10 protein-coding genes and 2 tRNA genes are annotated in these 12,294 nt (G+C 41.2%); 7 read left to right on the plus strand and 5 right to left on the minus strand.

Translation table 11 applies throughout. The features are described from left to right. Positions 1–24 precede the first annotated feature (24 nt). Positions 25–906 carry a bifunctional methylenetetrahydrofolate dehydrogenase/methenyltetrahydrofolate cyclohydrolase FolD gene (gene folD / locus ACS8FB_RS03245; protein WP_439261295.1) on the minus strand — a complete coding sequence of 294 codons (882 nt, stop codon included), beginning with the start codon at positions 904–906 and terminating at the stop codon, positions 25–27. Between the two features lie 1,013 nt (positions 907–1,919). On the opposite strand from folD, the gene ACS8FB_RS03250 reads away from it, so the two are divergent. From ACS8FB_RS03250 to ACS8FB_RS03265, 4 genes are all read left to right on the plus strand, one after another. Further along, entirely contained in the window at positions 1,920–3,593 is a 1,674-nt protein-coding gene (locus ACS8FB_RS03250; protein ID WP_439260981.1) for a sodium:solute symporter family protein, read from the plus strand. 99 nt (positions 3,594–3,692) lie between these two features. Continuing rightward, entirely contained in the window at positions 3,693–3,827 is a 135-nt protein-coding gene (locus tag ACS8FB_RS03255) for a putative transporter small subunit (protein WP_299219501.1), read from the plus strand. Positions 3,828–4,038: 211 nt separating this feature from the next. Further along, positions 4,039–4,112: transfer RNA gene (locus tag ACS8FB_RS03260), tRNA-Cys, on the plus strand. A gap of 124 nt (positions 4,113–4,236) precedes the next feature. After that, positions 4,237–4,323: transfer RNA gene (locus tag ACS8FB_RS03265), tRNA-Leu, on the plus strand. Positions 4,324–4,538: 215 nt separating this feature from the next. Here the strand turns inward: ACS8FB_RS03265 and ACS8FB_RS03270 are convergent. Beyond that, the gene (locus ACS8FB_RS03270) at positions 4,539–4,898 is read right to left on the minus strand and encodes a hypothetical protein (RefSeq protein WP_439260982.1); all 360 of its coding nucleotides are present in this window, start codon (positions 4,896–4,898) and stop codon (positions 4,539–4,541) included. Between the two features lie 560 nt (positions 4,899–5,458). Next, a complete protein-coding gene (locus ACS8FB_RS03275) occupies positions 5,459–6,727 on the minus strand; it encodes an LD-carboxypeptidase (RefSeq protein WP_439260983.1) in 1,269 nt (422 codons plus the stop codon). Positions 6,728–6,988: 261 nt separating this feature from the next. Here ACS8FB_RS03275 and ACS8FB_RS03280 point away from each other — a divergent pair, with 261 nt between their 5' ends. Continuing rightward, positions 6,989–7,429, plus strand: a complete 441-nt coding sequence (locus tag ACS8FB_RS03280; RefSeq protein ID WP_439260984.1) for a YkvA family protein — start codon at positions 6,989–6,991, stop codon at positions 7,427–7,429. 127 nt (positions 7,430–7,556) lie between these two features. Here the strand turns inward: ACS8FB_RS03280 and ACS8FB_RS03285 are convergent, their stop codons facing one another. Continuing rightward, a complete protein-coding gene (locus ACS8FB_RS03285) occupies positions 7,557–7,862 on the minus strand; it encodes a hypothetical protein (RefSeq protein WP_058369968.1) in 306 nt (101 codons plus the stop codon). Positions 7,863–7,943: 81 nt separating this feature from the next. Then, positions 7,944–8,507: a hypothetical protein gene (locus tag ACS8FB_RS03290; protein ID WP_439260985.1), complete on the minus strand. Its 564-nt coding sequence runs from the start codon at positions 8,505–8,507 to the stop codon at positions 7,944–7,946. A gap of 328 nt (positions 8,508–8,835) precedes the next feature. On the opposite strand from ACS8FB_RS03290, the gene dnaQ reads away from it, so the two are divergent. Both dnaQ and ACS8FB_RS03300 read left to right on the plus strand, forming a co-directional pair. Then, positions 8,836–10,440 (plus strand): DNA polymerase III subunit epsilon, encoded by a 1,605-nt coding sequence (dnaQ, locus tag ACS8FB_RS03295; RefSeq protein ID WP_439260986.1) that lies wholly within the window; start codon positions 8,836–8,838, stop codon positions 10,438–10,440. A gap of 129 nt (positions 10,441–10,569) precedes the next feature. Further along, on the plus strand, positions 10,570–12,249 hold the full coding sequence (locus ACS8FB_RS03300; protein ID WP_439260987.1) for a hypothetical protein: 1,680 nt from the start codon (positions 10,570–10,572) through the stop codon (positions 12,247–12,249). The last annotated feature ends 45 nt before the right edge of the window (positions 12,250–12,294 follow it).

The raw sequence follows: 12,294 nt of genomic DNA on the forward strand, positions 1-12,294 counted from the left end.
GCCTTTTTTATCATATCGTTCAGTCTATTTATGAGCATCTAAACCCGCTGACTTTTCAGCTGCATCGACTGTTTGACGAATCAATGTGTTAATAGTCATTGGACCTACGCCACCTGGAACAGGCGTATAAGCACTAGCAATATTCTCTATGCCATTCAATTCAATATCGCCGACGCCGCCATTGTCGGTTGGATGAAAGCCTGCATCGACCACTACTGCCCCTTTTTTGATCCACTCTGCTTTAATCAGCTCAGGCACACCTACAGCCCCAACGACAATATCAGCACGCTTAATATGCTCAGCCAAATCCTGCGTTCTTGAATGACACATGGTCACTGTACAGTTGGCATTTAATAGCATCATTGCCATTGGCTTACCCAAGATGGCACTACGTCCTACGACCACTGCCTCCAAACCTGCAAGCTCTATATTATAGTGTTCCAATAAATGCATGATGCCTTGCGGCGTACATGAACCATAGGCAGACTGCTGCATCGCCATACGACCAAAGCCCAAGCACGTCACCCCATCAACGTCCTTTGCCAAATCAATCTGCTCAAAACATGCACGCTCATCAACATGATCAGGGACAGGATGCTGGAGCAATATGCCATGGACATCTGGATTGTTGTTAAGCTCGTCTATCTTGGCTTTAAGCTCCTCTGTGGTTGTCGCACTTGGCATCTCAACTCGAATAGAGTCCATACCGACGCGCTTACAGGCGTTACCTTTCATACGCACATAAGTGGCAGAAGCAGGATCATCACCAACCAATATCGTTGCCAAACTTGGCGTACGACCAGTCTTGTCTTTGATATTATCTACGCGTGTACGCAGTTCTTGCTCTATTTGCTTAGCAAGTGCTTTGCCGTCTAATAAGGTGGCAGATTGGCTATCTGACGTCATCGTCGTTTCAATTGACGAGGCATTTGACATGGTAACTCCAATGAATAAAGCAATAAGAAAAAGAGGACATAGTGTCGGCCATTATTTTGCTCAGTAAACATAAGCGAGCCGCAGCTTACTATAAGTATATATATACCAAATTGTACATATTATTAGCATAATTAAGATAGTAATTTTACCGATAAACTTTCTAAAGAGCAGACACCGTACTAAGCAAGATATTGTACCTATTTTGCGACCAAAAGCCCAGTCGTCAATAAAGATTACCTCTTAAATATTGCAAATTCTTATATGTTCTTATAAGACATATTAACGTAGATAAGATTATCACTTACGACTAAAACTTGGCAGTCACCAGTCATTGAAGCCCAAGATCACTCTTAAACTTGAGATTGAAGGCTTATTAGTGTTACTCTTGTGACACGTAAATGTTACTTATATTTAACACGGATGTCGTTTTATGGGTAAGTTTTATTTGTGAATAGTATAAAACATCAGTTATAGACTCAAACGGAGTCAAACGCTATTTACATGTTTTCACGCGCTATTGGCCAGAGTTTCATTTAGCCAACTTGCTTATGGCAGTTACAGAGCTCTCACATCGTTATTCATATATTTGAAAGTTTAGATTTTTCTAAAAATCTTGAATAAAAAACGAGTGCCGACTTTAGCTGTCTATATCTAATGCGAAGTAGTAGTTATTACTTCGTGTTCGTTAGTACTTTGTTGATAAGTACTCATCTGTAACATCTACTATGACATGCGACTATATGAGCGTGATGGCAACCCCATTATTAGACGCCAGTCATTTGGGGGCTACTGTTTGCTATATATCATATTATCCGATGTTTGATCCTTGGTATGTAGCATCCTCATCGCATGTTTTGCTAACTGACTGTTAATGAAACAACAGATTTTGTGATATTCATAGTATTAGTCTGATTACTCAATTCATAATTGGTTGGGACTATAAATTGTAGTACCAACTTTTTTATCTAAAACAATCTCGAGGTATGAATTTGAAAACTGAGTCATTGTTCCAATTTTCATCGTTAACCATTATTTTATTGTTGTTAGCGTTTTATGGCGGCACTTACTTATTGTCATTGTTGATTAAAAAAGACAAAGAGACGACGTCGGGTTTTATGGTCGCAGGCCATGGTGTCGGTTTTGGTATGGGTGCAGCCAGTATGACTGCTACTTGGATTTGGGCAGCATCGTTTTATGCCGCCGCTACTTCTGGCTATAAGTATGGCGTTTCAGGGCCGATACATTATGGCTTTTGGGGCGCGCTAATGATTTTATTTATCTACCCTTTTGGCATGCGCTTTCGTGAGCTTGCTCCTGATGGACATACTTTAGGCGAACTTATTCACGCTCGTCATGGCTCATCAAGCCAATTAATTTTAGCCATATCCAACCTTATGGGCAGCTTAATTAGCTTGATGGTCAATTTCACTGCGGCTGGGGCGTTGGTATCGGTACTATCACCGTTATCGTTCCAAACAGGGGTGATTATTGCGGGTGTCGGAGTACTGAGCTATACCCTAACTTCAGGGTTTCGCGCCTCAGTCTTCACTGACTTTGCCCAATTGGTCGCTTTAATGGCCATTGGTATCGTTATTATTCCGGCAGTATTATTTGCGATGGGTGGGCCTGAAGTTATGGTCAGCGGACTATCCAACTTGACGCTTGAGCAACAGAACTTCTTTTCGCCTGAGGCATTTTTTCAGCAAGGTGCGCCTTATTTTGTCGCCGTATTGGCTTATGCTATTGGTAACCAAACCATTACGCAGCGCTTATTTGCGATTGATAAAACCAAGATCAAAGCGACGTTTGTCACGGCCACAGTCGGCTATGCAGGTATCGTCATCGGTCTTGGTATGATTGGTTTGATGGCCTTGACCATTGGTATTGAGCCACTTGACGGCAATATGAACAACCTGATCCCGCAAATGGTCAGTACTTATTTGCATCCTGTCTTTATCGCCTTGTTCTTTATCTTGGTCATCGGCTCATTGTCATCGACTGCTGATTCAGACTTGTCGGCATTATCGACCATTATGATGGCAGATGTATATGGTAAGAACATCGCTAGAGGTAAAGTCAAACCTAAGACTATGATGCTGGTTGGTCGTAGTACCATGATTATTGCCACTGCTGCTGGTCTGATCTTTGCTAGCTTTAAGCTAGATATTTTAGTGATGTTGGTATTCGTAGGTGCATTGTGGGGTGCAATTGTCTTCCCTGTGATAGCCAGTGTATTTTGGAATCGTGTGACCAATACCGCTTTCACCTCTGCGGTCATTATCGGTTTGCTGTTTTTCTGTATAGCTCGCTTTGAGCTTTTGCCGATCATTGGTTACACGGCTTTATTCTTTGAAGTATTAGCAAGTGTTGGCGCCGCAGTCGTGATTGGACTAATGGTATTTGGCTTCTTAGGCCGTAAAATCGGTATGTTAGCGGCAGCTATTACGCTGGTACTGATGCTCATTTTCGCTACTGGCTTCTTACGTCAATATATGGTCCTACTCGCCTCACTAACGGCTTATGGCGCTAGTACCATCGTCTGTGTCATCGTCAGTCTAATGGGCAATGAACGTTTTGATTTTGAGCTGATTAAAAAGCGTGTTGGTGACTATGATAAAAAAGCTAAAGTATCAAAAATACCAAATGCGAAAGTATAGATCATCTTAGGTAATGATGGTTAGACAACGATGGTCGGTAGATAGCTGATCGTCGATTGCTCTTAAACCCCATATTTATAAATACTATAAGGAGATATCATGGACAACGTCTTTATTTATGGCTTATATATTTTAATTTGGCCTGCAATTACACTTGGTGTACTGGTTTTGATTTGTACTGCGACTTATCGTGACATCAAAAAAGCCAAACGCAATAACAAGGATATCTTATAGACAGATTATCGGACAAGTTTAGCTGCAACGCTCATAAAAGGTTTTGCAGCATTCTTGTCTTATCATCAACTAAGCACTTATTGATAAGGTAATAACCGCTCAAATATCTTTAAATAACGATTAAATTGACTTACATTAGTAAATAACCTATTTTTAGCTAAAAAATGACTTGTAATTTAAATTATTTTTGCTAATATAGTCCACCTTGATTGGCTGGATGGCAGAGTGGTCATGCAGCGGACTGCAACTCCGTTAACGCCGGTTCGATTCCGACTCCAGCCTCCAATTATTTATTAACTTTACGTTAATTTAGGCTTGCATTATTAGCACAACAGCTTATAATAGCGACCACTTATCTAGTAACTAGATGGTCTATCAGCTAGCTTACATTTTAGATAAAACAAGTTTTGCCCGGGTGGTGAAATTGGTAGACACAAGGGATTTAAAATCCCTCGCTCTAACGAGCGTGCCGGTTCAAGTCCGGCTCCGGGTACCATTACATAGTTCTATACTATCTTATAGAATAACTAAAGCCCCTGATATCAGGGGCTTTGTTGTATCTGGTGTTCTATACTGTCCTGCTCTATCTATCCTAATCCGTGCATTGGTGTACATTACCTACATATAAATACACAGTAAACCGATGCGATAAATAGCTAGCGGTCTTACTTTTAATAAAGACAATAGACAAAGCTATATATCATTCAGTTGTTACTGTAGCCCTTCCGCTGCTGTTTTATCTAAGTTCGAGTTATTTTCGTTTACAGTAGCCGTATCATCAGCCTTTTGCTCATTTTCCACGCTGTCTACACCAGAATAGTAGGCTGTACCCCCCGCGTCATCATCTGTACTGTCTGCACTTTCTGTACCTTCTGCTTCAGTTGTAGGAGTACTAACACTAGTTTCAGTATCGCTATCTGTCTGAACTGGCGTCATTTCGCTAGACTCTGTATTATTAGTATCGGCCTTTTCCTCTGTTTCATTACTACAAGCGCTCAGTCCGATAAGACTTACTAATACTGCCACCCATAGCTTATTTTGAAAGGTTCTATTCAATACTGAATTTTTCATTTTAATGTTCCTTATTATAATACCCATCAATTTAAGGTAAGTACTATCTTATATATCATTTAAATATTATCTGCTATTACTAACCAATCATTTTTGTTTGTTTTCATTAATCGTTTAACAAAAACCACTAGGTGTGCTTATTGAGTTTTTACTCGCCCTAAATGATCTTGCAACTTATATAGTTATCTTTATTAAGTAGAAAAAATAAACCGCCCGACTCATGGAGTTAAGGCAGTTGCATACGCTTGTTGAGCACTTATTACTTTTAGTAACAATCGAATCTGCAATCTCACTCGCTACTATTGTTCATTAAGCTTAATTACACTGGCAGCATTTTTCGCACATATTGCACTTTTCACAAGTTGATGGACTGGTACATCCACATTTTTCACAACTGCAAGTAGTGTTGTAATGAATAGAAGGAGCTGAAAGATTTGTTTTTTTTGCGTTTGACATCATCATAAATCCTTGTAATAAGAGAATAATTAATCTTGACAGATATAAGTGATGCTTTCTGTAAAGCAAATGTTAATCTATTGATCAAAGACCACCCGATCACACTATATAACCTGCCACAATCCTTCGACATTAACCTTATTTGCCTCAATAGTTGGATAATCCGTAAAATTCAATGTATAACCGTCAGTTTTATTTGTCGCTGGTGTAATCTGACAAGTCGCGCCGAGTGGAAAACTATGTTTTTTACTGATATGCCCAAAGCTCATGCCATTATAGATAGGTAGTCCAGTCAGCTTATGCAATTGGCGTATGACCATCGCCACATCGTAACGCTTATCGTAGCTATCTTCACCTGCACCAGACAATGAGCCAAACACGATTGCTTGCTGATTTTGGAACACCCCTGCCAAATACAAATCATAGAGCATGCGCTCAATACGATAAGCCTGTTCCCCCACATCTTCTAAGAATACAATACCGCCTTTAATACGCGGCAAGTACTCGCTACCTGCCAGCGCTGAGATCACGCTCAGATTACCGCCCCAAATCGTTCCCGTGACTGTTTGAGTCTTATCAGTCGCTAGAATCGCTGGTAATTGCTTACTGGTCAAATCTGCATTTTGAATGCTAATGTTCAGATTAGGATTCGTCAGTGCCTCTACAAATTGTCTACAACTGACTTCATCAGGAGACGTTTTACCAAATTCGCTATAGAGCATGGGGCCAGCGAGCGAACTCATTTGCCCTTTCGCCAGCAGTGCACATTGAATGGCAGTGACATCACTAAAGCCTGTTAGTATCGTGCCCCGCTCTTTCATAATGCGTCCCAGCGTTTGCCAATCAATCAGCGGCAGCAGACGCATTGCGCCATAGCCACCGCGTATACCCATGAGCAGCTTGGGTGCAGCAATCGCCCCAGTCGCGATGTTTTGCAGATCACTGGCTCGCTGCGTGTCCGTTCCCGCAAAGCGCAAATATTGTCGCTCAGTAATAGTAGGATTCTGCACTTCAAAACCTGCGCAAGCCATACGCTCTAATGCCAATTGGTTACGCTCGTTACTACCGCCAACGTTGGAGCTGGCAAATAGACGTGTCTCAATAGTAGGATTGATACAACGTGATTTGGACGCTATTGACTGATTACCATCTGGCAGCGCCGTTGGCAGATCATCTTTGGTCAACTGCATGCTGTCGTTTTTATCGCTCGTTTTATCGCTCGTTTTGACCGTCAATCCTTGAGCAATACCCTGAGTTGCAAGTAGTCCAGCACCTGTACTCACGCCTAGTCGACGTAAGAATTGGCGACGACTAAGCTCCTTATTGGCTACGGTGGTTATATCAGCTTGCTGTAAAAGAGTTGGATTTGTCATAAGCATACTAAGCTGTTACCTCAAAACTTATTTTAGAATAATGGTTTTAGAATAATGATTTAATTATCAACGTTTTTAACCTTAACTTTATATAAATATCGCGGTTTGGCAGCTTTAATAGCGACAATGGTTGCATAACCCTATAACCATTGCTTATTACAACGACAACAAATCGTTAAACAACCATGTTTGGTACTTACCATTACTCTTGTTATAGTAAATAGTAAGAAATAATTCATCAATAATGATAGGAACGCTAGTATGGCTGATAAAGAAAAGGATAATAAGTCGCTTTTAGACAATATTAAACTCATCTTAAGTAAAGAAGACAGCATAAAGAATCAAGTCGACAAGGATCGCGGTCTTGAGCGTTATGCTAAAGACTTGATGCTACTGATGAGCTTGGTAAAAGATTATTACCAAGGTAACTATCGCAATATACCTTATAAAACTATTTCAGCAGCAGTGGTTGGATTGTTATACGTCTTAAACCCTATTGATATTATTCCAGATTTTATACCTTTTATTGGTCAAGTTGATGACGCCTTGGTAATTGGGTTTTGCTTAAGACTGATGGAGAAAGACTTGAACAAATATAAAGCTTGGAAAAGCGAGCAATCAATGTCTAAAGATGGGGCAAAGTCTGAAGATAAAGCGTCTGATAATAAAGACAAAAATATAAAAGATAAGACAAAATCGTAATTGTTAAAACAGTAGTTAATACTATCTGTAATCATAAAAACACGGTCAATGAGTTCATCACTGACCGTGTTTTATGCGCATTAAGTTTAAAGCTAGTAAACCATCATTAGTGCATGATCACTAACCATCAATCAGGTACCTCATAATTGGCGTTTTCTGGGTTGAGACCAAATGAGTATACGAATGTCGCAACCAGACTGTTAATAATGATAAAGGGTAAGTCAATCGTGACGTGACCAAGTAGATAGCGTCCAATCAACCAAGAGACAATAAGCATAATAATAAAAAACGCGCCCAGATACCCTAAGATGACAGGATGTTTTAAACCATAGGGCTGCGCAGGCTTAGGTTGTTTACCAAGTATATATATACGTATCGCCCAGCCAGCGGCATAAGACAATCCACCCAAGACGACATAACTCAAAAAATTCATATAATATAACTCTATTGCTTAATGACTGGCAAGATATTCTGCTTGGACTACGCTATATTTCTTATTGAAGACTGCCTGTGGTTAAAGGCTTTTATTATTTGACCCGACATTATCAATAATAATATTGGCATGTGGGTTGGCCAAGATGTCCGTATTAACTTCATCACACTCTACCTGATAAATCGTATTGGCTCCTTTATAGATATAAGACAAATACTCACTATCAAGCAAAGGGTCGATATTGGCATAAACAGGTTTGACATGTGCCATGACCAGCACTCTATCAGGACGACCGATGACTGCGTCAACATTGTCAGGGTCAATGGAGAAAAAATTGGGTATCTCGCTATTCTCTATAACTTCTAGTGGCTCGGCTTTGTCCCACACCCGCTTGGCAGTCGCAGGCTCTTTCATTTGCATGACCCACCTGCCTTCTTGCTGACTGACCTTAATCTGGGCAGGCTCATCATTGCTAACCGTATAGCAACCTTCAAATACGGACAAATCCGTCTCAGTCTTTGCAGCCTCTGTTTCTGTAGTCGTACTGGTACCATCGCAACCTACTAATAGCAATGCACTAATGGTCATAGCACTGATGGCAAGCATCCTAAACTTATGACCCATAACGTTTGAGCGATTGAACATGATAATATTATCCTACGTTAAAAGAGACTGTGATATAGATAAATCCGCTTTAGCTGACAAGTAATGTCATGTCCTTATCCTACTCATTTTAACAGAAAACCACCCTCTTACTGTTTTGATATTTAGTTTCATAGTTTTACGGCAAGCGATGGCGCATATGAGCCCCGTATTTGCTATAATTGAGCGCAGTCATTCAATCACATTATAATCAATCTACGATAGTATAGGCACAGATAACGACTAAACGTCCTCTACGACAAGAGTCTTATGTAGTTAAGAGTGTCGCTATTTATTATGAGTTGATTATCCATTAAGCTTTTAGGTCATTATGTCAGACAATCCTGCTCTATCATCCTCACCTTCTACTGCATCTGCCAGCACACCTGCAAATGTATCTACCATAAGCCAGCAAAATACGACCAATCCATTGGCGGTAAAAGCAAATACCACGGTCGCCTATACAGATGGCGCTTGTAAAGGTAATCCTGGCGCTGGTGGCTGGGGCGCGCACCTTATTTTTAGCGATGGCCATACGCAAGATTTGTACGGTGGTGATAAAGAAACCACCAATAATCGTATGGAGCTAATGGGTGCGATAAAAGCTTTGGAACACAGTCCTCAAGATATAAAGCTTGAAATTTGGACCGACTCAAGCTATGTCAAAAACGGTATCACCCAATGGATTGAAGGATGGAAAAAGCGTGGCTGGAAGACTGCGAGCAAAAAGCCTGTAGCCAATCAAGACTTGTGGCAACAGTTGGATACGCTTTGTCAAGCACGCGATGTTGATTGGCACTGGGTTAAAGGTCACGCTGGGCACGCGGGTAACGAAAAAGCAGATGAGCTGGCCAATCTAGGCGTCACGTCTAGCAGCGAGCAACCATCTGTCGGTAACTCTGCACGTAACGACGATGACACTGCTAAAAAAAAAGCCAATGATTGGTTAAACGATGACCCGTTAGGCTTTAATATGATGGATGAGGATTCAGACGAAGAATTGTTATACGAAGATTCTTTAAATGAGATGTCAGACAACAGTGACTCAAAGTCTATTCAAGTCAAACAATTAAATAATACTACGCAGCCAGTGAGTATCAACACCATGATATCAGATGAGACGAATACAAACAGCGATACAACCAACGTGTCAGTAGACTTGCCAAAATTCGATGGTGATACTGGTCGTGCTAACCCCAACTTTCGTCCGCTACTACCACAGCCTATTCATCGACGCGAGCCCAATCGTCAGCTGATCATGGATACAGAGACGACAGGGCTTGACCCTCTCAAAGGTGACCGCGTGATTGAGGTCGGTATTGTCGAGATGGTCGGTCGTAAGTTTACGGGCGAAAAACTCCATGTTTATATCAACCCGCAGCGCGGTATGGATGAAGAAGTCATTCGTATTCACGGTATCTCTGAAGCTTTTTTGGCAGATAAGCCAACCTTCGATCAGGTTGCTAAGTCGTTATATGATTTTATGGATGGCGCAGAAATCATCGCTCACAACGCCACGTTTGATATGAACTTTTTAAACATGGAGTTTAGTAAAGTGGGTCTGTCAGACTTCGCCGAGCGTGTACAAGTGACTGACTCTTTATTAATGGCAAAGCAGCAATACCCTGGACAAAAAAACACGCTAGATGCTTTGGTTCGCCGATTAGATGTCGGTAAGCAAGATCGTACTTTTCACGGCGCCTTGTTGGATTCGGAGATTTTAGCTGAAGTTTATCTGGCCATGACAGGAGGACAGGTAACGTTAGCGATCGAAGAAGATACTCAAACAGAGGGTGGCAACACCGCTCATGCTAATTTTGCGAATTTGGCATCTTTATTGCTAGAGTCAACCGTAGACAACCATGCCAATCAAAACTGGTTTGCAGGGTTAGCAGAAGATTATCCTGATTTAAACGCTAGGCTATCGCAGTGGTAGAGCGCGTTACTGCGCATGATTAATTGGCTTGCGCCCGTTAAATATCTAATAACATACTAAAAAGCCTGTTTTTATCAATAATTATCTGCTGATAAAGTCGACTCTATCAATATTTTATGGAAAAAAACTATGAGCCAGTCTGAGCAAACAATATTGACCACCCCTGCCCTTAGTATTACTAACTTTAACCTACCTTCTCTACATCTGCTTCATAATGAGATTACAGTCATTTTAAAGGATACTGAGAATCATCTTAGCGAATTTAACGATGATCAAGAACAAGTCTCTTTATTATTAGATTCTATTAGTGTGTTAACACAACTGTCTTGTATTTTTGAATTGGTTGCATTAACTGGCGGACAGCTGTTGAGTACGGCCATCGCACAAGGTCTACAACAGCTTTATGACAATAATAATAACGGCGACACCGCTTTGATTATGGATCTATCAGAGGCGATCATGACACTTGATCGTTATGTTGAATTTGTACTATTGACCGAGACAGTTGAGCCAACTCTACTCTTACCAATTATTAACAAACTCTATGCTCATAGTCAGCAAGATACGATCGATGCCGATTGTTTTTCTGACTTTGGTAGCAGCAGCGTCATCATTGCCAATCCTGAACAGAACTTTAAACCATTAAGCGAGTTAAGCTTGGATAGCGACTTACTCACCAATGCTTATCGCAGCGGTCTAAATGTCGTTCTTGCCAAACATGCACCACTAACGGCAGATACCCAGCAAAAACTAGATGCTATGAGTGCCGCTTGTGCAGTGATTGCCGCCCATACTGATAGCCTGTTTTGGCAAGCGGCAACGGCTGTTGTCACAGATATCAAAGACATCTTACCGTTAAATGCTAGTCAAAAACATACACTAATCTACTTAGAGCAGCAGTTTCATAGCTATTTGCCAATCATGGATGCCCGTTTTGCAGACCTAGTAAGTTTTGCCTGTCAGCGTGACAATAAACAAGCGCAAAAGCTACGCATTCAGTATGCAAATAATCGGCTTGAGTCATCACAGCTTGAGCAAATGCAGCGCTTCTTGTTTGGACCAAACCGTGCCATTACTGATACGCTAAATGATATTATTCAAAACCAAATCAGCACTATCAAAGAAAAAGTTGATAGTTATGCCCGCGGTGACACGCTTAGCCCTGCGGCGGCACAAGTAAACTCAATAGCTACCGATCTTACAGAGCTGAGCTCAGTACTGCAGTTATTATGTTTGGCTGATGCAGCAACCTCTCTTAAAAATGTCGCCTCAGCTGTAGCAAAATGGCAAACGCCAGCCCCTGATGAGTTTGACTCTCTGCTATTGGCGCTAATGCATGCCGAGAATGCTTCGAACGCGATGGCGAAAATACACACGCCAGGCGCTATTCATTTGGCAACGCACAGTCAGCATATCTCATTACACCAAATCGATACGGCCTATGATACGTTGGTACAAGAGAGTCGTACAGCCATATCAAGTGCAGAGCAAGCAATTAACGACTATTTATTGGATGACAATCGCGACCTGCTTAACCTTGAAAATATACCTGATCTGATACATCAAGTCGCGGGTGCAATACGCTTCTTACAATTGCCTACACCTGCAAATATGCTTAATCAGTTGACCATCAATATGCAAAAACGCCTTGAAAATGGTCAAAGTATAGATGATCGTACACTTGCTCATATAGCTGATGTACTTATGGCAGTAGACTATCGCTTGGATGGTTTTGAGAACAACCATCCTGTGAGCAAAAAATCGCTTGATGTTGCTCAGGATAGTTTGAGCCAACTACTTGCCGCTTAATCGTTGCAGATAAATATAAGCAACTTTTTATCAACCCTTTTGCTG

It is taken from the genome of Psychrobacter sp. 1U1, assembly GCF_051847535.1.
Lineage (GTDB): Bacteria > Pseudomonadota > Gammaproteobacteria > Pseudomonadales > Moraxellaceae > Psychrobacter > Psychrobacter saeujeotis.

Coding starts and splice junctions, on each gene's coding strand:
- folD (WP_439261295.1), bottom strand. CDS start 906: ATGACGTCAGATAGCCAATCTGCCACCTTATTAGACGGCAAAGCACTT.
- ACS8FB_RS03250 (WP_439260981.1), top strand. CDS start 1,920: ATGAATTTGAAAACTGAGTCATTGTTCCAATTTTCATCGTTAACCATT.
- ACS8FB_RS03255 (WP_299219501.1), top strand. CDS start 3,693: ATGGACAACGTCTTTATTTATGGCTTATATATTTTAATTTGGCCTGCA.
- ACS8FB_RS03270 (WP_439260982.1), bottom strand. CDS start 4,898: ATGAAAAATTCAGTATTGAATAGAACCTTTCAAAATAAGCTATGGGTG.
- ACS8FB_RS03275 (WP_439260983.1), bottom strand. CDS start 6,727: ATGACAAATCCAACTCTTTTACAGCAAGCTGATATAACCACCGTAGCC.
- ACS8FB_RS03280 (WP_439260984.1), top strand. CDS start 6,989: ATGGCTGATAAAGAAAAGGATAATAAGTCGCTTTTAGACAATATTAAA.
- ACS8FB_RS03285 (WP_058369968.1), bottom strand. CDS start 7,862: ATGAATTTTTTGAGTTATGTCGTCTTGGGTGGATTGTCTTATGCCGCT.
- ACS8FB_RS03290 (WP_439260985.1), bottom strand. CDS start 8,507: ATGTTCAATCGCTCAAACGTTATGGGTCATAAGTTTAGGATGCTTGCC.
- dnaQ (WP_439260986.1), top strand. CDS start 8,836: ATGTCAGACAATCCTGCTCTATCATCCTCACCTTCTACTGCATCTGCC.
- ACS8FB_RS03300 (WP_439260987.1), top strand. CDS start 10,570: ATGAGCCAGTCTGAGCAAACAATATTGACCACCCCTGCCCTTAGTATT.